Origin of the sequence: Bradyrhizobium sp. 35, from assembly GCF_023073215.1 — a bacterium.
In the GTDB taxonomy this organism is placed as follows: Bacteria; Pseudomonadota; Alphaproteobacteria; order Rhizobiales; family Xanthobacteraceae; genus Bradyrhizobium; species Bradyrhizobium canariense_D.
The window spans coordinates 271318-293452 of record NZ_JADPJC010000050.1 but is presented as its reverse complement, the minus strand read 5'-3'; the positions used below and the strand labels follow the sequence as shown (position 1 = coordinate 293452).

The following is a 22135-nucleotide window of genomic DNA, read 5'->3' as shown; positions in this document are numbered from 1 at the left end:
GTCATGGCCTGGAGCATCCTGTTCGTCGCCGGTCTGCTGGAGATCTCCTGGGCCATCGGCCTCAAATATACCGAGGGGTTCACCAGGCTCGTTCCGTCAATCCTCACGCTCGGCGCCATGGCCGGCAGCATCATCCTGCTCGGGCTCGCTCTCAAATCGCTGCCGATTGGAACCGCTTATGCGGTCTGGACCGGCATCGGTGCGGTCGGCACCGCGACGCTCGGCATCATCCTGTTCGGCGAGCCGGCCACCGCGTTCCGCCTCGCCAGCATCGGGCTGATCGTCGCCGGCATTGTCGGACTGAAGCTGGTTACCTGACGAAGATCTTGACCGCCCACCAGCTCAGTGCGGCGACGATGGCCGAGGCCGGCATCGTGATCACCCAGGCATAGACGATCGAGCTGGCGACGTTCCAGCGCACCGCCGAGAGGCGGCGGGCCGCGCCGACGCCGACGATGGCGCCGGTGATGGTGTGGGTGGTCGAGACCGGAACACCGAGAAAGGTCGCCATGAACAGGGTCGCGGCACCGCCGGTCTCGGCGCAAAAGCCCTGCATCGGGGTCAGCTTAGTGATGCGCAGGCCCATGGTGCGGACGATGCGCCAGCCGCCCATCAGCGTCCCCATCGCCATCGCGGCCTGGCACGAGAGCACCACCCAGAAGGGTACGAAGAATTCGCCGCCGAGCTGGCCCTGCGAATAGAGCAGCACGGCGATGATGCCCATGGTCTTCTGAGCGTCGTTACCACCATGACCGAGCGAATAGAGCGAGGCGGAGGCGAATTGCAGGATGCGGAAGGCGCGATCCACGGCAAAGGGCGTGGAGCGCACCGAGGCCCAGGAGACGATCGCGACCAGCACCATCGCGAGCAGGAAGCCGACCAGCGGAGACAGCACGATGGCGATCACCGTCTTGGACAACCCGCTCCAGACCGCCGCTGAAAGGCCGGCTTTGGCCACGCCGGCACCAAACAAGCCGCCGATCAATGCATGAGACGAGGACGATGGGATGCCGAGCGCCCATGTCACCAGGTTCCAGACGATGGCGCCGACCAGCGCGGCGAAGATCACCTGAGCATCCACGATCGCGGGATCGATGATGCCGGTGCCGATAGTCTGGGCAACGTGCAGCCCGAACACCATGAAGGCGACGAAGTTGAAGAACGCGGCCCAGAACACCGCGTATTGCGGCCGCAATACGCGGGTCGAGACGATGGTCGCGATCGAATTGGCGGCGTCGTGCAGGCCGTTCAGGAAGTCGAACAGCAGCGCGACGGCGATCAATCCGACCAGGACGGGAAGACCCAACGCAACATCCACGGCGTGGCCCCTGCCCTAAACTTGCTCGATGACGATGCTGTTGATCTCGTTCGCGACGTCGTCGAAGCGGTCGGCGACTTTCTCGAGATGGTCGTAGATCTCTGCGCCGACGATGAAATCCATCGCGTTGCCGCCGCGATGCTTGAGGAACAGTTCCTTCAGCCCGATATCATGGAGATCGTCGACGCGGCCTTCCAGCTTGCCAAGCTCTTCCGTGATCGCGGTCAGCATGGCCACGTTCTGACCGATCTTCTGCATCAGCGGCAGCGCGCGGCCGACCAGATTGGCGCATTCGATCAGAAGCCCGCCGATCTCCCGCATCGGCGGCTCGAAGCTGCGGACCTCGAACAGCATCACGGCCTTGGCGGTCTGCTGCATCTGGTCGATGGCGTCGTCCATCGAGGTGATCAGGTTCTTGATGTCGCCGCGGTCGAACGGGGTGATGAAGGTGCGGCGCACCGCGGTCAGCACCTCACGGGTGATGTTGTCGGCATCGTTCTCGAACTGGTTGACGCGCTGGCAATAGACCGGCGTCTCCTCGCCCCCGTTGAGCATGCTCTGGAGCGCGATCGAGCCCTGGATCACGGTCTGGGCGTGGCGGTCGAACAGGTCGAAGAACCGTTCTTCCTTCGGCAGGAAAGCGCGAAACAATCGCATCATGGGGGAGAGACTACCGGTTGGATGATGGCCTGGCCCAAGCGGGCCGTCATGAAACTGTCATAGACCATTTTCGATCCACGCGCGTGCCACCTCACGCCCGTGGAGCTGGATCATCCACCGCTTTCGCGCGTCAACACATCTTCTATTATATCAATGACTTACAGCGACCGCCGGAAGTAATGCGCTATTTCGCCGATGACGCCACGGCGGAAGGTGAGCACGCAGATCACGAAGATCGAGCCCTGGATCACGGTCACCCATTGGCCGAACCCCGCCAAATATTGCTGCATGGCGATGATCACGAAGGCACCGACCACGGGACCGAAGACGGTTCCGAGTCCGCCGACCAGCGTCATCAGCACGACTTCGCCCGACATCGACCAGTGCACGTCGGTGAGCGAGGCATTCTGCGCCACGAAGACTTTCAGCGCACCGGCAAAGCCGGCCAGCGTGCCCGACAGGACGAAAGCCAGGAACTTGTACTGATCGGTGCGGTAACCCAGCGAGATCGCGCGCGGCTCGTTCTCGCGGATCGCCTTGAGGACTTCGCCGAACGGCGAGTTGATGATGCGGAAGATCAGCAGGAAGCCGGCGAGGAAACCGACCAGCACCACGTAGTAGAGCACGGTGGGCTTGGTCAGATCGAAGACGCCGAACATGCGTCCCTGCGGAATGCCCTGGATGCCGTCTTCGCCATGGGTGAACGGCGCCTGGAGGTAGATGAAGTACAAGAGCTGCGACAGCGCCAGCGTGATCATCGAGAAATAGATGCCCTGGCGGCGGATCGAGATATAGCCCGTGATGAGCGAGAGCACGAAGGCACCGGCGACCCCGACGAGGATGCCGAGTTCCGGCGGCAGCGCCCATACTTTCAGCGCATGCGCGCTGCAATAGCCGGCCGTGCCCAGGAACATCGCATGGCCGAAGGACAGCAAACCGCCGTAGCCGATCAGCAGGTTGAAGGCGCAGGCGAGCAGCGCGAAGCACAGCGCCTGCATCACGAAGAACGGGTAGACCCCCGTGAATGGCACCGAAGCCAGCAGCAGCGCCATCACCACGAACACGATCATCTCGTCGCGGATCGCGCGCGGGGTTACCGGCAGCGTGTCGTCCGTCAAGGCTGTCATATCAGGCCGCCCTTCCCGTCAATCCCGTTGGCTTCACCAAGAGCACCAGCACCATCAGCACGAACACGACGGTGTTGGAGGCCTCGGGGTAGAAATATTTGGTCAGGCCTTCGATCACACCGAGCGCGAAGCCGGTGATGATGGAGCCCATGATCGATCCCATGCCGCCGATCACGACCACCGCGAACACCACGATGATGAGGTCGGCGCCCATCAACGGCCGCACCTGGTTGATCGGCGCCGACAGCACGCCGGCGAGCGCTGCAAGGCCGACACCGAGGCCGTAGGTCAGCGTGATCATGCGCGGCACGTTGACGCCGAAGGCGCGCACGAGCGTCGGGTTTTCGGTGGCGGCGCGCAAATAGGCGCCGAGCCGCGTCTTCTCGATCAGGAACCAGGTCGCGATGCAGACCACCAGCGAGAAGATGACGACCCAGCCGCGATAGACGGGCAGGAACATGAAGCCGAGATTCATGCCGCCCTTAAGCTGGTCCGGAATGGCGTAAGGCAGGCCGGAGGAGCCGAAGTAGTTCTGAAACACGCCCTGCACGATCAGCGCAATGCCGAAGGTCAGCAGCAGGCCGTAGAGATGATCCAGCCCGGTCAGCCATTGCAGCATGGTCCGTTCCAGGATCATGCCGAAGATGCCGACGATAACAGGCGCAAGCAGCAACGCCCACCAGTAGTTGATGCCGCCGAGGTTCAGCAGGAAGTAGGCGACGAACGCGCCCATCATGTAGAGTGCGCCATGGGCGAAATTGATGATGTTGAGCATGCCGAAGATCACGGCAAGCCCGAGACTGAGCAGCGCGTAGAACGAGCCGTTGATCAGTCCTACCAGTAGCTGAGCGTAAAGAGCCTGCATCGATCCCGCACCTGGTCCCTTCGGCGTTCCCTGAAAGTCGCCCGCAGGCCTGATGGCCTGCGGGCGGTTGGCTTACTTCTTCAAGAGCGCGCACTTGCTCTCGGACAGCGGCGTGAAGGCCTGGTCGCCCGGCACCGTGCCGACCAGCTTGTAGAAGTCCCACGGTCCCTTGGACTCGGAGGGCTTCTTCACCTCGAACAGATAGGCATTGTGGATGGTGCGGCCGTTGGGCTGGATCTCGCCCTTGCCGAACAGATCGTCTTCCGTCGGCATCGACTTCATCTTCTCGACGACCTTGACGCCGTCATGCGGGTTGCCGCCGAGCGCTTCCAGTGCCTTGAAATAGTGACGCACGCCCGCATAGACGCCGGCCTGCACCATGGTCGGCGGCGCGTTGTTCTTCATCTTCTCGGCGAAGCGCTTCGAGAACGCCCGGGTCTGGTCGTTCATGTCCCAGTAGAAGGTCTCGGTGAAGTTGAGGCCCTGTGCGGTCTCGAGCCCGATCGCCTTGACGTCGGTGAGGAACAGCAGCAGCGCCGCGAGCTTCTGGCCGCCCTTGACGATGCCGAACTCGGCCGCCTGCTTGATCGTGTTGGTGGTATCGCCGCCGGCATTGGCAAGGCCGATGATCTTGGCCTTGGAAGCCTGCGCCTGGAGCAGGAAGGACGAGAAGTCCGGCGTGTTCAGCGGGTGCTTGACGCCGCCGACCACCTTGCCGCCATTTGCGGTAACGACAGCGGTGGTGTCGCGCTCCAGCGCCGCGCCAAAGGCGTAGTCCGCGGTCAGGAAGAACCACGTGTCGCCGCCGGCCTTCACCAGCGCCTGGCCGGTGGTGTGGGCCAGCATGTATGTGTCGTAGGTCCAGTGCACCGTGTTGGGCGAGCACTGCGCGTTGGTCAAATCCGAGGTCGCCGCGCCCGAGTTGATATAGACGCCGTTCTTTTCCTTGATGACGTTGTTGACCGCGAGCGCCACGCCGGAATTCGGCACGTCGACGATGAGGTCGACCTTGTCGACGTCGAACCATTGCCGCGCGATCGCGGTGCCGATGTCGGGCTTGTTCTGGTGATCACCCGAGATGATGTCGATCTTCCAGCCCTTCGCAGCCAGACCGGAATCTTCAATGGCCATCTGCGCGGCGAGCGTCGAGCCCGGCCCGCCGAGATCGGCATAGAGCCCGGACTGATCGGACAGCGCGCCGATCTTGACGGTCTTGTCCTGCGCGAAGGCTACGCCCGCGGTGGTCACGGCCAGCGCCGTGCCGAGCAGAAACGACGCAATCGACTTTGTCATCATGCTACTTCCCTATGAATCTTCTTGTTGGCAGTTCTAGACACCGAGATAGGTGTGGAGCTTGTCCATGTTGGCGGCGAGCTCCGCATTGGAAAATCCGTCAATGATCTTGCCGTGCTCGACCACGTAATAGCGGTCAGCGACAGTGGATGCGAACCGGAAGTTCTGCTCGACCAGGAGGATCGTAAAACCCTCCTTCTTGAGCCGCGCAATGGTGTGGCCGATCTGCTGGATGATGACGGGCGCGAGACCCTCCGTCGGCTCGTCCAGCATCAGGAAGTTCGCGCCGGTGCGCAGGATGCGCGCGATCGCGAGCATCTGCTGCTCGCCGCCGGAGAGTTTGGTTCCCTGGCTGTTGAGCCGTTCCTTCAGGTTCGGAAACAGATCGAAGATCTGCTCGAGCGGCAATCCGCCGGGACGCACCACCGGTGGCAGCAGCAGGTTCTCGCGGACATCGAGGCTGGCGAAAATTCCCCGCTCTTCCGGGCAGAACGCGATTCCCATCCGCGCGATCTTGTCCGAGGTCGTGCGGATGATGTCCTGGTTATTGAACTTCACCGAGCCGGTGCGCTTGCCGATGATGCCCATGATCGACTTCAGCGTGGTGGTCTTGCCGGCGCCGTTGCGCCCGAGCAGGGTGACGACCTCGCCCGCGTTCACGTCGAAGTTGATCCCGTGCAGGATGTGGGACTCGCCGTACCAAGCTTCGAGGTTGCGGACCTGGAGGAGGTTGCCGCCGCTCGCGGCCTTTGCGGGAGCTTCCGCCGTTGCAGTCTCAGCCATGACCGGCTCCCAGATAGGCTTCCTTGACGCGTTCGTCCTTGGTGAGCTCGCTGTAATGGCCTTGCGCCAGCACCTGGCCGCGCGTCAACACGGTGATGATGTCGGAGAGATTGGCAACGACGCTCAGATTATGCTCGACCATCAGGATGGTGTATTTCGCGGAGATGCGCTTGATCAACGCCGCGATCTTGTCGATGTCCTCGTGGCCCATGCCGGCCATCGGCTCGTCCAGCAGCATCATCTCCGGGTCGAGCGCGAGCGTGGTTGCGATCTCCAGTGCGCGCTTGCGCCCGTAGGGCATCTCGACCGCGGGCGTATTGGAAAACTCGCTGAGGCCGACATCGTTCAACAGCTCGCGCGCGCGATCGTTGAATTGGTTGAGGACGGACTTGGAGCGCCAGAAATCGAAGGAGCTGCCGTGCTGGCGCTGAAGCGCGACGCGCACGTTTTCCAGCGCGGTGAGATGGGGAAATACCGCCGAGATCTGGAACGAGCGAACCAGCCCCAGGCGAGCCACGTCGGCGGGCGCCATCGCGGTGATGTCCTGCCCCTTGTACAGGATTTTTCCGGCAGACGGTTTGAGGAACTTGGTCAAAAGATTGAAGCACGTCGTCTTGCCGGCGCCGTTCGGGCCGATCAACGCGTGAATGCTCCCACGGCGAACCTTGAGCGCAACGTCGCGGACGGCGAAGAAGCCCGCGAACTCCTTGGTCAAGCCTTCCGTTTCGAGAATGAACTCATCGGCCAAACAGTTTTCCCCCTGCCCGCACAACGCGCGTGGCTATCCTTGTTGCTTCGGCTTTCCGGAGGCCCTTGGAGCCACTCCCTGGAGCCCATCCGGAACGCCGCCTCCGGGCGCGGAATATGCCGGAGGTGACGGGGGTTAGGCAAGGCGGAAAGCTGAGCAGGTCAGGCCTCCGGCCGGGAGACTTATGCTCCCTTAGTCGGACATGTTTTGATGTCGCGCCTGCCCGGCTTCCCGGTTCGCAAAGCGCCGGTCATCAAGCCGTCGTTAACGGTCTTTCGTTCCATGCGCCAGCCTTCATAGAAAATTTTCCCGCAGCGAGGATCATGCGCGGGTTTCATGCGTCCGGAATTTCTATTCGCCGGGAATATCGTCTTGGATTTTGCAAGCGCGGCTCCTTCCGTGGTCAAGTCGATCAGGCAGCGTGATCTCCTGAACACGTGGCTGCGGCTCTATGCGCGCGAGCAGACGGCCCCGGCGATCTGGGAGTACCAGCCTGCGCGGCTCGAGGAAGAGCTCTCCGATCTGATCTATTATACGGTGGATGCGTCGATGCCGACACCGCGTCTGACCATCAAGAGCGAAGGCACGCGCATCTCGCGCGCCTATGGACACACCGGCAAGGGCGTTCTGCTCGACGACTATATCGGGCCGCGTCTCGCGCCCCTGGTGATGCCGGTCTATCATGAATGCGTGGCGCGTGGGCTGCCTGTCTACAGCGTTGCCGACGTCGATGACATCTACGGCCGCATCGTCGCCTATGAGCGCCTGCTGCTGCCGTTCCAGAGCGACGGCAAGGTCTGTCACATCATCGCGTCGCTCAAGACCTTCTGCGAGGACGGCGGCTTCGAGATCAAGAATCTGATGCGCGGAAATGACGCGCTGCCGCGCCCGAGATTGCGCGCGGTGATCGACCACGACCTGTTCCATCGCACCCCGGGCCGCATCGCGCCGGCCGAACTGGTCGAGTTCGCGGACCAGCAGGGCTCAGGTGTTCCCACCGAGATCATCGAGCTGAACTAGCGGTCAGCGCGATTTGGCGGCGGCTTCCTTGGTCGTGACTTCCTTGGCATAGATCTCCGGCTTGAAGCCGACCAGCAGCTTGCCGCCGACTTCAAGCACCGGCCGCTTGATCATCGATGGTTGCGCTAGCATCAACGCCAGCGCCTTTTTCTCGGAGAGGCCTTCCTTGTCGGCATCGGGCAGCTTCTTGAAAGTCGTGCCGGCGCGGTTGAGCAGCGTCTCCCAACCGACCTTCTCGCTCCACTGCTTGAGCTTGTCCTTCTCCACGCCCGCCGTCTTGTAGTCGTGAAACGCGTAGGCGACGCCATGGCTGTCGAGCCAGGCGCGCGCCTTCTTCATGGTGTCGCAGTTCTTGATGCCGTAGATGATGTTGGGCAAAGCGTTCCTCGCGCATGCGTCGTATCGTGATCCCAAGGCGTTGTACGCAACTCCGGTTCGCGCGACAATATTGCGAAAACGATGCCAGCTCTTCGAACGGACACTCCATGCACGTCACCCACGATCCAGCCGCGACCGCATCGCCGACCATCAACTTCGACACTTTTCTCGCGGTCGATATCCGCGTCGGCACCATCGTCGATGCAAAGCCGTTCCCCGAGGCGCGCAAGCCGGCCTGGCGGCTGTGGATCGACTTCGGTCCCGCGATCGGCGTGCGCAAGAGCTCGGCGCAGATCACCGAAAATCATCCGCTTGAAACGCTAGTGGGCCAACAGGTGGCTGCGGTCGTGAATTTCCCGCCGCGCCAGATCGGCCCCGTTGTCTCGGAGGTGCTGACCCTCGGTTTCCCCGATGCCGACGGCAAGGTCGTGCTGGTGCAGCCGAGCAAGCCCGTGCCGAACGGCGGACGGCTGTTCTAGGACCGCGCGCTCAAGGGGCGTTTCCTGGCCGCCGGGGGCGCCTTTGAAGGTTACCTCCTGTTTCCCGGCCCCCGGTTCCTCGGGCTTGACCACGATACCCTTTCACATAAAAATGACTGACTGATCGTTTTTTATCAAATCAGTGTTGCGAAGCTGCTTGTCCTGCAGAACGACTAAAACGATTGATTTGTCATTTTTTTGTGGATGGCGAATGCCGAAAATCAGCGACAAGCAACGTGAAGGCCGGCGGCAGCAGATTCTCGAAGCCGCCCTTGCCTGCTTCGCCGAGGACGGTTTTCACCAGACCGGGATGGCCGACATCGTCAAACGGTCGGGGCTGAGCCACGGTGCGGTCTATCTCTACTTCCAGAGCAAGGACGATCTGATCGAGGCACTCGCCGACGACCGGCATCGGCGCGAGGCCGTGCTCAATTCGGTCGCGCAAGGATCCGGCGATCCGATCGAAGGACTTCACGCGCTGGTCGGCGTCTACGCGCAATGGCTCACCGACTCCGCCGGCGAAGCGCGCCGCCGTGTCGGCATCCATGGCTGGGCCGAAGCCCTACGCAACCGCCGCGTCCGCACCAGCGTCGTGGAAGGCATCGACATGCCCCGCGCCCTGATCGTCGCCCTGGTCGAGCGGGGCCAGCATGACGGCCTCATCAAACGCGATCTCGGTGCGGAAGCGATCGCGCGCGTGCTGATCGCGATCTTCCAGGGTTTTGTGCTGCAAAAATGCTGGGGCCAGGATTTTGACATCGAGGCCTGCATGGCGGCCGTGACCGGCGTGATCGATGGATTTCGCACCACAAAGGCCGACGTCAAGCGACGGACCAGGAGCTGAGCGATGTCGTGGGTCCATGACCTGCTCGCAGGCATTGGGGTCGGCCTCATCGGCGGGCTGACATCGGGCTTCATGGGCACGAGTCCCGGAGGCGGCCTCGTGATTTTCAGCGTACTGCTACTGGGCGCCGAGCAACACGTCGCCCAGGGGACATCGCTGATCACGCAGGTTCCACCGACGGGACTCGCGGGCGTTCGCCGCTACTGGCAGAGCGGCAATCGCAGCCCGTTGCTGTGGATCGTCTGGATCGGCATCGGGTTTCTCTTCGGCGGTGCCGGCGGCGGCTACGCTGCGGCCGCAGTCTCCGACTCGGTGTTGCAATGGACCTACGTCGTCTATCTCGTCGCGCTGATCGCTCTCCTGATCCTGCGCCGCGACCGCGAGGAGAAAAGCAATGAGACCTGCGACCGAGACAAGCTGCCTTGGCTGCCGCTGCTCCTCATCGGCATGCTTGCCGGATTTTCCTCCGGCTTCATGGGCATCGGCGGTGGGCTCGCGATCACCGTCGGGCTCGCGGCGGGCCTGCGGGTGCCGCAGCATCAGGCCCAGCTCGTCAGCCTCGTCTTCTCGGTCATCCCGACCAATATTCCGGCGGCCTGGATCTACTGGAGCAAGGGCCTCATGGTCGGCTGGCCTGCCATCATCGGCATCCTTGCCGGCCTCTGGGTCGGCACCGATCTCGGCGCACGCGCGGCTAATGGCGTCAGCAAATCGGTGCTGCGCCGGGTCATGATCGCCCTCATCTTGCTGATGGCGCTCTACATGACCCAAAAGGCGCTAACCTGATCTCACGGCCGCTTCGGAATGTTCAGCCCGCGCTCGACCGCCGGACGCGCCAGCCCGCGGTCGAGCCAGGCGGCGACGGATTTGAACTGGCTGAACTCGACGAGATCGCGGGCGCCGTAGAACCCGATGAGGTTGCGCACCCAGCCGAGCATGGAGATGTCCGCGATGGTGTAATCGTCGTCCATGAACCATTGCCGGCCGGCAAGATGCATCTCCATCACCCCGAGCAGCCGCTTGGCTTCGCCCACGTAGCGCTCGAGCGGCCGCTTGTCCTCGAAGTCCTTGCCGGCGAATTTGTGGAAAAAGCCGACCTGGCCGAACATCGGCCCGATGCCGCCCATCTGGAAATGCAGCCACTGGATGGTCTGATAACGGCGCGCGGCGTCCTGCGGCAGCAGCTTGCCGGTCTTCTCCGCGAGGTATTGCAGGATCGCCCCGGACTCGAACAGCGGCAGCGGCCTGCCGCCGGGACCATCGGGATCGAGGATCGCCGGGATCTTGCCGTTCGGATTGAGCGAGAGGAATTCCGGCGTCTTCTGGTCATCCTTGCCGAAATCGACGAGATGGACTTCGTAGGGAAGCCCGATCTCTTCCAGCATGATCGAGACCTTGACGCCGTTCGGCGTCGGTAGCGAATAAAGCTGGAGCAGCTCCGGGTGCTTGGCCGGCCAGCGCTTGGTGATGGGAAAGGCGGACAGATCGGACATCAGGACCCCGGCTTCGTTCATGAGATGCCGCCTAGTCTAGGCGAGCGGACGAACGACGCAAGGTCGAGTAGTCAGGTCATTTTCCCGTACAGGTCACAATGGCCGCAGCAAATGGTTGGTGGCGTGCATCACATCGCGCTGTGCGCGTTGCTCGATGAAGAGCTGGCCGGTGACGAGCAGTGCTCCGGTGAAGACGAGCGCAAGCATCGCGGTCGCGAACTGACTGACATCCCTCATCGGACGAGCTTCTCCGTGTTCGGTTCGCACGAGGAACGCGGGCCAGCCGTCGTCTGTTCCTGCAAGCTTCAAATAAATTGCAGCTTTTTCCCGGCTCCTCGCACCCCGACGGCCTCAATAATTGATCTCCATCCGCAAGCCCCGCGGATCGGTCTCCTCCCCGCCGAACCGCTGCGTGCTGTCGCGTGCCGCGATCGCGCAGGCACAGGCGTCGATCAGATCGTCACCGCCGATGCCGGTGCCATGTCGTTGAGTCAGCCATGTCGGCAAGCGCCCGAAGCCGCGCTGCTGCAGGAGTGCGATGCGCTGCCCGCGGCCCTCCGCCGATGTCTTCTTTGCAAGCCGGACCCGCCCAGCCAAATTCCAAAAAATCAATTCCGGATGCGCTTCGCCGATGGTCGCCTGCCGCGCCGGCGTCATGATCGCGTCGACGTCCCTGATCTTGTCCCTGATGTTCCAGAGCTGCGCCGATACGCCCCTGCCCTTGCCCTCGCGCTCCCAGTAGTGGCGATTGGCTGCCGCCATATCGGCGAACGTCCAGAGATCGCGGCGGGCGCCGAGAAACACGGCGGGACCGACCAGCTCGCGTGCGCGCAAATCGCAGATGCGATAACCACTCCATTTCAATCCGATCGGCATGTCGATCATCGCCCCGGCATGCGGCAGCGCGAGCAGCCGCGCAAGACCCGGCGAATAATCAAAGCCGTGATCGCCGCGCTGGTCGATCCAGGCGACGACCCAGCCGAAGCGAAATCCGTCGAGGCCGAGATAGTTTGGCAAGTTCCTGATCTCTGCGGGACATCCGCCCGCTCCTCTATCCCAGTTCCTCGCCCCGATGTCGCTCGAACAGGCGCTGCGCCAACAACGCATGGCCGAGCGTGCCGCCGGCGCGAACCGCGGCCGCAATCAACGCGGCTTCCGCGACTTCTTCTCGCGTTGCACCGGCATTCGCCGCCTGCGCAGTGTGCACGTCGAGGCAATAGGCGCATTGCGTGGTGAGCGCGACCGCGAGCGAGATCAGCTCGCGATATTTTGGCGGAATCAATCCGTCCTTGCGCTCGACCGCGTGGTTGAACGCAAGGAACGCGTTGGCCTCGACCGGCGCGAGCGCCACGAAGGCCGGGATAGATTTCAGGTCGTCACGTCTTTGATAATCGGTCATGGCTCACGTCAGATATTCGCGCATCAGGGCGCGGGCGCGATGCAGACGTGCCTTCACGGTCTGCCGGGTCGCGCCGAGCGCGACGGCGATCTCGTCGATGGTCATTTCCTTGACGTCGCGCATCAGCGCGACGTCACGGTAGTGCGGCGGCAGCGCCTCGAAGGCCGCCGCGATGTCGATCCGCAAATCGGCTTCAGGACGCGACAGCAGCAGCGCCTCTGCCTCTCCGTCGTCGATCGCCGGCGCGAGGCCTGCCTTGCGGGCAAGCCGCAGGCATTCGCGGCGGACCACACTGAACAGCCAGGCCGAAAACGCCAGCCACGAGCGGATCGTGCCGACATGGCGAAACAGGATCCACAGCGCCTCCTGCGTCGCATCCTCGGCGTCCGCCGAGCTGCGACAGGTGGCGCGGGCGTAGCGGCGGATGTTCGGTTGCGCCGTCTCGAGCAGAGACGCGATCGCCTGGGGATCGCCGAGGCGCGCGGCCTCGAACAGGTCCGGCGAGATCCCGGCCGCGCTCACGACGCGCCTCCTCTTCCGATGCCGGCCATCGCGCAAATCGGACAATAGCCGAAGAGGCCGGTCAGTGCGAAGCCGGCGCCGCCGAGCGCAACCAGCCACGCCGCAGCGCCGGTAAGATACACGAATGCCGCGACCGCCACCGCGACGCCTAAGGCGATCCGCACGGCCTGATGCAGGCCGCCGATGTTCTTTCTGTAAAATGCCATCACATCCTCCGAGATGAGCCGAAGCAAAATGCCTCGACCGTCAAGAGAGGGCGCGACGACCGGAAAGGATTCGCGGCGACCTGCAATTTTTTTCGCGATCAGCCTCCGACGGCCTGATAGGCCAGACGCTTGAACTCGAAGAAGAACGGATTCCAGAAGCCCATGTAGCGCTGCGTCATCAGCACACCGGCGGTATTGGCCTGCGGGCAGATCCACCAATGGGTGCCGGCGAGGCCGCCCCACTGGAATTCGCCGGTCGAATTCGGGGGATCGAACGGCATCGGCGCGAAGGTGACCGCGCCGCCGAGGCCAAAGCCCTTGCCGGGGATCGGGCCGAGATTGGCGAAGCGAATGTTCTCGCCGGCGGGCAGCTGGTTCGTCGTCATCTGCCGCAGCGTCTCCGGCTTCAGCAGAGCATCCGAGCCGGGAAGCAGCGCCTGTATCAATGCGAGCATGTCGGGCAAGGTCGAGACCAGTCCGCCGCCGCCCGACAGCCGCGGGAACTGCCGCCGATAGGCCTGCGGATAAGGCAGGTCGTCGGCCCGGGTGAGGCCGGGCTTCATGGGATCGAGCACGTCCGCGCCGTTGTAGAGGGCGACCAGCCTGCCCTGCTGCGCGTCCGGCACGTGGAAGCCGGTGTCGGTCATGCCGAGCGGCTCGAAAATGCGCGCCTTGAGCACGGCGTCGAGCGGCTTGCCGGAGACGACCTCCACGACGCGCCCGAGGACGTCGGTCGCAACCGAATATTCCCAGGACGCGCCGGGATGAAAGGACAGCGGCAGATCGGCGAGCCGGTCGATCATGTCAGTCAGCGGCGTCAACGGATTGAGAACGCGTGCCTCGTTATAGCTTTTGAACAGCACCGTGCCGGGATCGAAGATGCCGTAGCTGAGGCCGGAGGTATGGGTCAGAAGCTGCCGGATCGTGATCGGGCTCTTCGCCGGTTCGACGTCGGCAAGGCTCGAAGCGCCCGGCTTCAGAACCTTGCGATTGCCGAGTTGCGGCAGGAATTTCTCGACAACGTCATCGAGCCCGATGCGGCCTTCCTCGGCCAACAGCATGATCGCGCAGGTGACGAAGATCTTGGTATTGGAGAAGGCGCGAAAAATGTGATCGGGCCGCAGCGCGGTGCTGGTCTCGCGATCGGCGAAACCGACGCACTGCTGATCGACGACCTCGCGGCCCCGCAGCACCGCCCAGGATGCACCCGGAATGATCTCCTGATCGACGTAACTCTGCATTGCTGTCCGCGTGGCGGAAAAATCAGGTGTTCTGGCGTCCATGTGTTTCCCCAATGATGGTTGGGATCGATATAGCGTGAATTCGCCAGATATGAAGCCTGACCGGACGGCGCGGCTCATCTCTGCTTCATGAACGCAGTCACGTGCAGGCGGCGCCGAGTCCGCATCCCCTGCCGCTGGTACAGCGCGATGGCCGACGAGTTGCTCGAGAACACGTGCAGGAACGGAATTTCGCTGCGCGCCTCGATCTGCCGCGCGACCGCCGCCAGCAGCGCCTGCGCGTAGCCCCGCCCCCGATGATCAGGGTGGACGCAGACGGCCGTCATCTCGACGAAATTGCCCGGCTTCATGCGCTCGCCGGCCATCGCGACCAATTCGCCGCCGGCGCGGATGCCAAGAAACGTCCCGAGTTCGTGCGTGCGCCGCGCGAATGGACCGGGCTTCGTCAACTCCGTCAATGCCATCATGGCGGGAACGTCGGCTGCACCCAGCCGGACGATCTCGGCATCGCGAAGCGGGCTATCGGCCGGGGAGCCGATCATCTGCTCGCAGGGTCCGGCCAGCACGACCTTGAAACCGGCGGGAACGTCGACGGCCTCGGGTGTGAACAGCGCGGCGACCTGCGAGCCCGACAGGAGATTGCCGAGCTCGGCAAAGCTCGTCTCGGACATGTCGACCATGTCGGCAAAAGGCGTCACGTCCACCGGATAGCGCAGCGCTCCCGGGCCACCCTCGGCCAGATGTTTGTGGCTGGTCGTCAGCGCGCTCCAGATCGGGCGATCCAGTAGGGTCACGTCACCGTCGGACACCGGCCTAGTCCTTATCGAAGCTGACGATGACGGCGGCATTGGCGATGAGGAGGGGGTCGTTACCCTGCTCCGCAGCCGAGGGAATCTCCAGCCCGCCCTTCACCGCGTTGACGGTGACGGTGCCGTAAGGCAGCTCCTTCGCGACCGCGTCCTTGTCGACGGCTTCGGGATTCGGCACCGCGATCGTGACGTCGACGAACATGTCGTTCGCAGTCTTGTCGATCATCCGGAAGAAGCCGAGGCTCGAATGCCTGATGGCATCAGAAACGGCACGCTTCGCCGCCTTGGTGGCGTCCCTGCCGTGAACGTCGACGCCCATCCCCATCTCGGTGATACAGCGAATGCGAGCCATGACCTTATTCCTGTGACTGATTGAGTGATGTGGAGTGTGGGGGATCGGACGGCACGATACAAGTGGGGTCGTTCCTCTCGTATCGCGGACGCGGTGCGGCACGCAGAGGCGCTCCATCGTTGCGGCGTTGCAAGCCGCGTACGCTGTGCTATCGCTTAGGCGATGACTCCCAAAACTTTCGAAACCCGCTGCCTGCGCCTGCCCGCCGTCACCAAGGTGGTGCAGTGGGAGGGTACCTCCGTGTTCAAGGTCGGCGGCAAGATGTTCGCACTCGGCGGCGGCTTTGCCGCGCGCTCCGGCGGCTACATGTTCAAGGTCTCGAACATGGCCTATGCCATGCTGATCGAGCACGGCCTTGCGCGGCCGGCGCCCTATCTGGCGCGCGCCAAATGGGTGCAACTCGTCGGCAACAACGCGCTGCCGGACGCCGAGCTCACGGCCTATCTGGCGCAGGCGCACGCGCTGATCGCGGCGAAACTCACGCGGAAATCCCGCAAGGTCCTGGGCCTGGATTGAAGCGCAGTTCGCTGGTGAAGCGAAAACGTGCACTGATTGACTTCGATGATATGTCTGACTAAAGTCAGATATATCATGCTCGACCCTGTTTCCCGCGTCCGCCGCTTCAATCGTGCCGTCACGTCCGCTGTCGGCGCGCTCGACACGTCATTCCTGGGACGCGGGCGGCCACTGGGGGCGGCGCGCGTGCTCAACGCGATCGGGCATGGACGTTCGGACGTGGCCGAGATTCGCGACTATCTCGGCCTCGATTCCGGCCTGATGAGCCGCCTCCTCCGCTGCCTCGAGGACGAAGGGCTGGTCGAGACCAATGCGCATGAGGACGATGCGCGCCGTCGCGTCGCGACGTTGACGCGTGCGGGCCGGCGCGAGTTCGCGGCCTACGAGGCGCTGTCGAATACGCAGGCCGAGGGCTTCCTCGCCCAACATGCGCAACGCGAGGCGCTGCTGGCGGCGATGGATTTGGTTGCTTCCGCGCTGACGCGCGAGCGCGTCACGCTGGACGAGATGGACCCGCGGAGCGAACAGGCGCGCTATTGCCTCGGCGAATATTATGGCGAGCTCGGCCGCCGCTTCAAGCAGGGGTTCGACGTCTCGCTGTCGCGCGATCCCGACGCCAAGGATATGCGCCGCCCGCGCGGCACGTTCATCGTCGCGATGTCGGACACGCTACCGGTCGGCTGCGTCGGGCTCAAGGGCACCGATCACGGCTATGCCGAGATCAAGCGGCTGTGGGTCGCACCGGCGGCGCGCGGATTGCGGCTCGGCCGGCGCCTGATGGACATGACCGAGAACGCCGCGCGCGGGCTCGGCATCAAGCTATTGCGGCTCGACACCAACAGCGCCTTGGCGGAAGCCGGCCAGCTCTACCGACGAAGCGGCTGGAGCGAGATCCCCCGCTTCAATGACGACCCCTACCCGGACCTGTTCTTCGAAAAACGCCTGTGAGCGCCGGCGCCTTTTCTCTCGTTGCCGCGTTAGGGCCGGAGCCGCAGGAGCACGCCATGACCAGGTCCGACCTCGCCGACATCTACCGCGACTACATCGCCTGCCTGAACCGGCAGGATTGGCCCGCCCTCGGACAGTTCGTCCACGATGACGTCGCCCACAATGCGCGACCATTCGGACTGTCCGGCTATCGCGCCATGCTGGAGCAGGATTTTCGCGCAATTCCGGATCTGCATTTCGACATCGAGCTGCTGGTCTGCGATCCGCCCCACATCGCGTCCCGGCTGAAGTTCGATTGCACGCCGGCTGGAAAGTTTCTGGGGCTGGATGTGAACGGCAGGCGCGTGTCCTTTTGCGAAAACGTGTTCTATCGATTTCGCGACGGAAAAATACGGCACGTGTGGTCCATCGTCGACAAGCTCGCGATCGAGGCGCAGCTCTAGCGCTGCGCCTCGATGAACCTGCTTACGCTGCCGCCGGCGCCAACTCCGCTTGCGGCTTCGGGAACGGCTTGAAATTCATCGCCATCAGGAAGGCGCCGAGGCCCATCGCCCAGGAGGCGATATAGAGCCAGGCGTAGCTCGAGAACGCATCGTAGATCAGGCCGCCGGCGAGCGGGCCCGTGGCCATGCCGAGACTGCCGGCCATGGCGGTGCCGCCGATCACGGTGCCCATCATCTTGAGCGGGAAATTTTCGCGGATCAGCACCGCGTAGAGCGGCATGGTGCCGGCATAGATGAAGCCAAAGACGGCCCCGACGGCGTAGAACGTCGCGAGCTGATGCGCGAAGACATAGGCGAGTGCGCCGAAGGCCTGCAACAGCAGGCCCGAGACGAGCACGCGCTTGGCGCCGAAGCGGTCACCCATCAGGCCGAAGGCGATGCGTCCGCCGAGGCCGGCAAAGCCTTCGATACTGTAGATCGTCACCGCCGCGACCAGCGGGATGCCGCAGCTCACGGCATAGGAGACGGTGTGAATGATCGGACCGGAATGCGTGGCGCAGCAGAAGAAATTGGTCGCGAGCAGGATCAGGAATTGCGGCGAGCGCAGCGCCTCTCCCATCGACATCTCACCTTGCACGGCCCCCTCGCCCGCAGGCGCGGCCACGGCGTGCGCGAGCGCCGGCGGGCGGCGCACCAGGAACGAGACCGGGATCATGCTGGCGCCGACCACCAGCGCCACGATCTGCATCGAGGTGCGCCAGTCATGGCCGGAGACGAGCCAGGCCGCGAGCGGCGCCATCGTCATCGGCGCCATGCCCATGCCGGCCGACACCAGCGAGACCGCGAGGCTGCGATGGGTGTCGAACCAGCCGGTCACGGTCGCCATCATCGGCGCGAAGATCGCCGCACAGGACGCTCCGACCAGAAGCCCGAAGACGAACTGAAACGCCAGCAGCGAGGTGGCGTGACTCGCCGCGAACAGGCTCACGGTCAGCACCGTCGATCCCGTCAGCACCACCAGCCGCGGCCCGAACCGGTCCGTCAACGTGCCCCAGACCATGCTGGTGCAGGCCATTGCCAGAAAGCCGATCGTCATGGCGCTGGAGATGCCGGTCACGGACCAGCCGGTGTCCTTTGCGATCGGCTGCAGGAATACCGGCAGCGAAAACATGCCGCCGATGGCGACGCAGCCGAGCAAGCCGCCCGCGGCGACGATCACCCAGCGATAGGAGGAAGCGTTCATTTTGGTCTCCCGTCAGATCTGTCTGGGTGGAAGACGAATGGGAACATGGTGGGCCGACAGGCCGACGCAAGTTTTTGCGGCACGCTTTTGTGACCTGCCAAACAAAAAACGCGAAAACAACCCCATGCACAGTAGCGGGGCGCTGTCGGATCAAGGACTTACAGCGCAGCTCTTTGCAGTGCGAAGGAAGACCCGCCGTTTGACTCGTCGGGCAAAACACCTGCATGATGGCATCATCCCGCCGCTATTGAATTCGTCCCGTCGCTAACGTGATCGTCCGCCTCCTCGCGCGCCATCCGGCCTTGCCGTGCGGAACTGGCCGTGCGGATGCGGCGAAATCCGTGACCGGGTTCGACGACGCGCCTGGCGCTCCGCGATGTGCCAGGCCACGCAACGCTAGAGAACTGCAGGGAAATGCTTATGCCGAAAATCGACATCGCTGCCGTACCCGCCCGCAAGGGCGCCGGCTACCCCGCGCCCTTCGATGCACCTTGCGCCGATCGGGTCCGGCAGCGGCTCGGCAATGCCGGAGGCTTGTCCGATTTCGGCGTCAACCTGATGCGCTTGCCGCCCGGCAACTGGTCGAGCCAGCGGCATTGGCACTCGCATGAGGACGAATTCGTCTATGTCCTCGAAGGCGAAGTGACGCTGATCGAGGACAAATGCGAGATCGTGCTCCGCGCCGGTGACTGCGCCGCTTTCGCGAAAAACAGCGGCAACGGCCATCACTTGATCAACCGTTCGAGCGCCATCGCCCTCTATCTCGAAGTCGGCTCTCGCTCGCCCGACGATCTCACGATTTGCTCCGACATCGACATGATGAGCGCCAACTCCGACGGCCGATTCGTGCACAAGGACGGCACGCCCTATCCGGACGGGTGAGCGTCCGCGACAAGGCTTGAATGGCAAGGCTTCAAACAGCCGCGCTACGCCGCCACTCGCCGACCGTGAGCCAGACCGCCGAGACCAGGAAGTAGAGCGCACCGACTGCAGCATAGCCCGCGACATTCGCGATCGCGGGCATCGTGGCCTGAAAGATGAAGAAGCCGCCTGCGAGAGCCGACTGGCCCCCGCTGAGCACCATGGCCCATTGCGCGCCAAAACTCCGCCAGCGCTGGATGGCCGTTCCGAGTTGGAGCAATCCCGACAGGATCGCCCATGCCCCGAAGATTCCGAGCACCCGGTTCATGCTCATCTGCAAGGTCACAAGCACCGCGACGGTGGTCGCCAGGCTGACCACAACGTTCAGAGCCTGCGGGCGGCTTTGAGCGAGTCCGCCGCTGCGAACCGCGTCCGCGAAGTTGGCAGCGGCGTCCCATGCGGGATAGAGGACGAGCAAGGCGCCGGCGATCACTGGAGAAGAAGCCCCGGCGGCAAACGCAGCAGCGACCCAGGCAACCGAGAACGCCGCTCGCACGAAGTAATATTGCTTCAGCCATCGCTCGCGGTCGCAATGAACCGGATTCAATTGATATCGCGCCATCGCAGTCTCTCCTATACCTACTAGTTGGTAGTTTTCTTACACACAACGAAACCGTCTTCGATCCAGCCCACTTGCTGGCTATCGTCATCGTCTCGCCGATGTCTCTCAGTGCTTGTTGGACAGCCGGTCCAGCAGCGGGGTGGTAATCACACCGAACATCTTTGGATCGCCATAGGCACGCGCCGACAGCATGGCGCCGTGAATGGTCGCCATGAATCCTTCGGCCTCGACGCGGGCTGTGCCGGAGAGTTTGAGTTGCCCTTTCCGCTTGCCACGCTCCATGACGGCCGTCAGCCAGGAAGCCAAGGAGCGGAAGTGCGCACGGACTTCGAGCGCAACCTCCTCCGGCAGGATCGGAAGCTCGCTGGCCAGCAGCGCGCACACGCAGAACGGCGCTGTCGCATCATTGATGCACGCCTTCCAGTACGCGACATAGTTTTCGAGCTGGTCGCGCGGATCAGGGACATTGCGCTCGAGCGCGGACAGTCCCGCCTCGGCTTCGGCGCGGTAGCGCGACACGAGCGTGCGGACCAGATCGACCTTGCTGGCGAAATGATGGTGGATGCTCGGCTTGCGGATACCGACCACCTCGGCCACGTCGGCGTAGCTGAAACCATTGTAGCCGCCCGCGATGATCAAGCTGCGCGCGCAGGCCAGGATGTCGTCGGCTGTCGAGGAAACGTGGGTCATGGTCCCTAGCTACCTTCCAGTTGGTAGGGCGTCAAGAACGGGATGCTTCAACCATCCGTGAGTGCTAGGAGCTTGCATGACCATTCGCCCGATCGTCCGCTATCCCGACCGCCGGCTCGCCATGCCGGCTCACCCCGTCACCGCGTTCGACGATGCGCTCCGCGAGCTTGCAAATGATCTGCTCGAGACTATGCGCGCCGCGCCCGGCATCGGCATCACGGCGCCGCATGTCGGCGTGCCCTTGCGCGTCGTCGTGCTCGAGCTCGACGCCAGGGACGGTGCACAGACCTATGTCAATCCGGAGATCGAATGGGCCTCACCCGAGATGATCCTGCATCGCGAAGGCAGCGTCTCGATGCCCGGCGTCAACGACGAGGTCCAGCGCCACGCCCGCGTGCGGATCAGCTATCGGGATCTCGACGGCAGCATGCACAAAGAGGAGTCGGAAGCCTTGCGTGCTGTCTGCCACCAGCACGAGATCGACCAGCTCGACGGCATGTTCTGGATCCAGCGCCTGTCGCGGCTGAAGCGGGAGCGGCTGGTGAAGAGGTTCGAGAAGATGTCGCGCGAGTGAGCGGGCCGGCAAATATCCGGCTTGTGTGAAATCGCGCCGGCCCGTTGGGAGGGAGACGAATGACATATTCAGGTCGTTGTGCCTGCGGCGCGGTTTGTTACACCATTGCGTCCGCGCCGATCCGCGGCTTCCAATGCCAGTGCAGCGACTGTCAGCGCGATACCGGCAGCGGCCACAGCTCCATCTTCGTGTTCGCGCGCAGCGCAGTCGCGGTGACAGGCGAGGTGCGCGAAATCGAGCGCACTGCCGTCAGCGGAGCGGTCAAGCGCAAAGGGTTCTGTCCGAACTGCGGCTCGCCCATCTACAACAAGCCGGACGAGAAGCCGGACTTAATCGGCATCTATGTCGGCACGCTGGACGATGCCAGCACGTTCAAACCGTCCGTCGTGCTGTTCTGCTCGCGCGGATATGCCTGGGATCACCTCGATCCCGAGATTCCCAAACTCCCGGATGGCACCCGGGATCGCGCTGATTTCTTGCAGATTGGGGGACAGCCAATGGCGATGAGCTTCGAGCTATCGATGCTGCCCGCCGCAATCGTCTGGGGCTTTGTACAGCTTGTCGCCGCCGCGCAGGCCGCGAACCTGCAGTACGGCCTCAGATGGGCCGCCAGCCCGGGCGACACCGAGATGCCGCCGCTTAAGCCCATCCCCCGCCGGGCAAAGAACGGAAACGTCTCCATGAGGCGTGGCCGCGATGCC

General features: G+C 63.5%; 30 protein-coding genes and 1 pseudogene. 11 read left to right on the top strand and 20 right to left on the bottom strand.

Features of this window, described 5'->3' with window-relative positions; genetic code table 11:
- Positions 1-3 precede the first annotated feature (3 nt).
- Positions 4-318, top strand: coding sequence for a quaternary ammonium compound efflux SMR transporter SugE (gene sugE, locus IVB36_RS09635; protein WP_085395961.1), 315 nt, complete (start codon positions 4-6; stop codon positions 316-318).
- On the opposite strand, the gene IVB36_RS09630 is transcribed toward sugE, so the two are convergent.
- The 7 genes from IVB36_RS09630 to IVB36_RS09600 all read right to left on the bottom strand — a co-directional run bounded on the left by IVB36_RS09630 (position 311) and on the right by IVB36_RS09600 (position 6794).
- The gene (locus tag IVB36_RS09630; protein WP_085395960.1) at positions 311-1318 is read right to left on the bottom strand and encodes an inorganic phosphate transporter; all 1008 of its coding nucleotides are present in this window, start codon (positions 1316-1318) and stop codon (positions 311-313) included. The genes sugE and IVB36_RS09630 overlap by 8 nt on opposite strands.
- Positions 1319-1333: 15 nt before the next feature.
- Entirely contained in the window at positions 1334-1978 is a 645-nt protein-coding gene (locus IVB36_RS09625) for a DUF47 domain-containing protein (RefSeq protein WP_018459150.1), read from the bottom strand.
- Between the two features lie 158 nt (positions 1979-2136).
- Positions 2137-3105 (bottom strand): branched-chain amino acid ABC transporter permease, encoded by a 969-nt coding sequence (locus IVB36_RS09620; protein WP_007592084.1) that lies wholly within the window; start codon positions 3103-3105, stop codon positions 2137-2139.
- Position 3106: 1 nt separating this feature from the next.
- Positions 3107-3970 (bottom strand): branched-chain amino acid ABC transporter permease, encoded by an 864-nt coding sequence (locus IVB36_RS09615; RefSeq protein WP_018459151.1) that lies wholly within the window; start codon positions 3968-3970, stop codon positions 3107-3109.
- Between the two features lie 72 nt (positions 3971-4042).
- Entirely contained in the window at positions 4043-5266 is a 1224-nt protein-coding gene (locus tag IVB36_RS09610; protein ID WP_018459152.1) for an ABC transporter substrate-binding protein, read from the bottom strand.
- Between the two features lie 33 nt (positions 5267-5299).
- Positions 5300-6046 (bottom strand): ABC transporter ATP-binding protein, encoded by a 747-nt coding sequence (locus tag IVB36_RS09605; RefSeq protein WP_007609233.1) that lies wholly within the window; start codon positions 6044-6046, stop codon positions 5300-5302.
- Positions 6039-6794 carry an ABC transporter ATP-binding protein gene (locus IVB36_RS09600; protein WP_018459153.1) on the bottom strand — a complete coding sequence of 252 codons (756 nt, stop codon included), beginning with the start codon at positions 6792-6794 and terminating at the stop codon, positions 6039-6041. The genes IVB36_RS09605 and IVB36_RS09600 overlap by 8 nt, the downstream gene beginning before the upstream one ends.
- A gap of 336 nt (positions 6795-7130) precedes the next feature.
- Here IVB36_RS09600 and IVB36_RS09595 point away from each other — a divergent pair, with 336 nt between their 5' ends.
- Complete coding sequence (locus tag IVB36_RS09595; RefSeq protein ID WP_247391372.1) at positions 7131-7814, top strand: hypothetical protein; 684 nt, start codon at positions 7131-7133, stop codon at positions 7812-7814.
- A gap of 3 nt (positions 7815-7817) precedes the next feature.
- On the opposite strand, the gene IVB36_RS09590 is transcribed toward IVB36_RS09595, so the two are convergent.
- Positions 7818-8192 carry an ArsC family reductase gene (locus tag IVB36_RS09590; protein WP_018459155.1) on the bottom strand — a complete coding sequence of 125 codons (375 nt, stop codon included), beginning with the start codon at positions 8190-8192 and terminating at the stop codon, positions 7818-7820.
- 107 nt (positions 8193-8299) lie between these two features.
- On the opposite strand from IVB36_RS09590, the gene IVB36_RS09585 reads away from it, so the two are divergent.
- The 3 genes from IVB36_RS09585 to IVB36_RS09575 all read left to right on the top strand — a co-directional run bounded on the left by IVB36_RS09585 (position 8300) and on the right by IVB36_RS09575 (position 10301).
- Positions 8300-8671, top strand: a complete 372-nt coding sequence (locus IVB36_RS09585; RefSeq protein ID WP_247391370.1) for a tRNA-binding protein — start codon at positions 8300-8302, stop codon at positions 8669-8671.
- A gap of 211 nt (positions 8672-8882) precedes the next feature.
- Entirely contained in the window at positions 8883-9515 is a 633-nt protein-coding gene (locus IVB36_RS09580) for a TetR/AcrR family transcriptional regulator (protein WP_085362174.1), read from the top strand.
- A gap of 3 nt (positions 9516-9518) precedes the next feature.
- The gene (locus IVB36_RS09575) at positions 9519-10301 is read left to right on the top strand and encodes a sulfite exporter TauE/SafE family protein (RefSeq protein ID WP_085352886.1); all 783 of its coding nucleotides are present in this window, start codon (positions 9519-9521) and stop codon (positions 10299-10301) included.
- A gap of 2 nt (positions 10302-10303) precedes the next feature.
- Here the strand turns inward: IVB36_RS09575 and IVB36_RS09570 are convergent, their stop codons facing one another.
- From IVB36_RS09570 to IVB36_RS09530, 9 genes are all read right to left on the bottom strand, one after another.
- The gene (locus IVB36_RS09570; RefSeq protein ID WP_247297681.1) at positions 10304-11008 is read right to left on the bottom strand and encodes a glutathione S-transferase N-terminal domain-containing protein; all 705 of its coding nucleotides are present in this window, start codon (positions 11006-11008) and stop codon (positions 10304-10306) included.
- 93 nt (positions 11009-11101) lie between these two features.
- Positions 11102-11245, bottom strand: coding sequence for a hypothetical protein (locus IVB36_RS09565; RefSeq protein ID WP_162847292.1), 144 nt, complete (start codon positions 11243-11245; stop codon positions 11102-11104).
- A gap of 114 nt (positions 11246-11359) precedes the next feature.
- Positions 11360-12025, bottom strand: coding sequence for a DUF429 domain-containing protein (locus IVB36_RS09560; RefSeq protein WP_247368782.1), 666 nt, complete (start codon positions 12023-12025; stop codon positions 11360-11362).
- Positions 12026-12059: 34 nt separating this feature from the next.
- Positions 12060-12407 (bottom strand): carboxymuconolactone decarboxylase family protein, encoded by a 348-nt coding sequence (locus IVB36_RS09555; RefSeq protein WP_247391367.1) that lies wholly within the window; start codon positions 12405-12407, stop codon positions 12060-12062.
- Between the two features lie 3 nt (positions 12408-12410).
- The gene (locus IVB36_RS09550) at positions 12411-12929 is read right to left on the bottom strand and encodes a sigma-70 family RNA polymerase sigma factor (protein WP_247391365.1); all 519 of its coding nucleotides are present in this window, start codon (positions 12927-12929) and stop codon (positions 12411-12413) included.
- Positions 12926-13135 (bottom strand): DUF2892 domain-containing protein, encoded by a 210-nt coding sequence (locus IVB36_RS09545; RefSeq protein ID WP_247391363.1) that lies wholly within the window; start codon positions 13133-13135, stop codon positions 12926-12928. The genes IVB36_RS09550 and IVB36_RS09545 overlap by 4 nt, the downstream gene beginning before the upstream one ends.
- A gap of 98 nt (positions 13136-13233) precedes the next feature.
- Positions 13234-14418 carry a serine hydrolase domain-containing protein gene (locus IVB36_RS09540; protein WP_346731038.1) on the bottom strand — a complete coding sequence of 395 codons (1185 nt, stop codon included), beginning with the start codon at positions 14416-14418 and terminating at the stop codon, positions 13234-13236.
- 74 nt (positions 14419-14492) lie between these two features.
- Positions 14493-15185, bottom strand: coding sequence for a GNAT family N-acetyltransferase (locus tag IVB36_RS09535; RefSeq protein WP_085384875.1), 693 nt, complete (start codon positions 15183-15185; stop codon positions 14493-14495).
- 4 nt (positions 15186-15189) lie between these two features.
- Positions 15190-15537 carry a Lin0512 family protein gene (locus IVB36_RS09530; RefSeq protein ID WP_247391359.1) on the bottom strand — a complete coding sequence of 116 codons (348 nt, stop codon included), beginning with the start codon at positions 15535-15537 and terminating at the stop codon, positions 15190-15192.
- Between the two features lie 162 nt (positions 15538-15699).
- Here IVB36_RS09530 and IVB36_RS09525 point away from each other — a divergent pair, with 162 nt between their 5' ends.
- From IVB36_RS09525 to IVB36_RS09515, 3 genes are all read left to right on the top strand, one after another.
- Positions 15700-16053, top strand: coding sequence for an MmcQ/YjbR family DNA-binding protein (locus tag IVB36_RS09525; protein WP_085352880.1), 354 nt, complete (start codon positions 15700-15702; stop codon positions 16051-16053).
- A gap of 75 nt (positions 16054-16128) precedes the next feature.
- Positions 16129-17001 (top strand): bifunctional helix-turn-helix transcriptional regulator/GNAT family N-acetyltransferase, encoded by an 873-nt coding sequence (locus IVB36_RS09520; protein WP_204510969.1) that lies wholly within the window; start codon positions 16129-16131, stop codon positions 16999-17001.
- Between the two features lie 56 nt (positions 17002-17057).
- Positions 17058-17444: an ester cyclase gene (locus IVB36_RS09515; RefSeq protein ID WP_204510968.1), complete on the top strand. Its 387-nt coding sequence runs from the start codon at positions 17058-17060 to the stop codon at positions 17442-17444.
- A 22-nt stretch (positions 17445-17466) separates the two neighbouring features.
- Here IVB36_RS09515 and IVB36_RS09510 read toward each other — a convergent pair whose 3' ends face one another.
- Positions 17467-18687, bottom strand: a complete 1221-nt coding sequence (locus tag IVB36_RS09510; protein WP_247391357.1) for an MFS transporter — start codon at positions 18685-18687, stop codon at positions 17467-17469.
- Positions 18688-19107: 420 nt separating this feature from the next.
- Here IVB36_RS09510 and IVB36_RS09505 point away from each other — a divergent pair, with 420 nt between their 5' ends.
- A complete protein-coding gene (locus IVB36_RS09505; RefSeq protein ID WP_018459171.1) occupies positions 19108-19569 on the top strand; it encodes a cupin domain-containing protein in 462 nt (153 codons plus the stop codon).
- Between the two features lie 31 nt (positions 19570-19600).
- Here the strand turns inward: IVB36_RS09505 and IVB36_RS09500 are convergent, their stop codons facing one another.
- On the bottom strand, positions 19601-20170 hold the full coding sequence (locus IVB36_RS09500; protein ID WP_247391355.1) for a DUF308 domain-containing protein: 570 nt from the start codon (positions 20168-20170) through the stop codon (positions 19601-19603).
- Between the two features lie 105 nt (positions 20171-20275).
- A complete protein-coding gene (locus IVB36_RS09495; RefSeq protein ID WP_085352877.1) occupies positions 20276-20860 on the bottom strand; it encodes a TetR/AcrR family transcriptional regulator in 585 nt (194 codons plus the stop codon).
- A 76-nt stretch (positions 20861-20936) separates the two neighbouring features.
- On the opposite strand from IVB36_RS09495, the gene IVB36_RS09490 reads away from it, so the two are divergent.
- Positions 20937-21434: a peptide deformylase gene (locus IVB36_RS09490; protein ID WP_085395946.1), complete on the top strand. Its 498-nt coding sequence runs from the start codon at positions 20937-20939 to the stop codon at positions 21432-21434.
- Between the two features lie 59 nt (positions 21435-21493).
- Positions 21494-21775: pseudogene (locus IVB36_RS09485) on the top strand (GFA family protein); the annotation flags it as partial.
- Positions 21776-22135 lie beyond the last annotated feature (360 nt).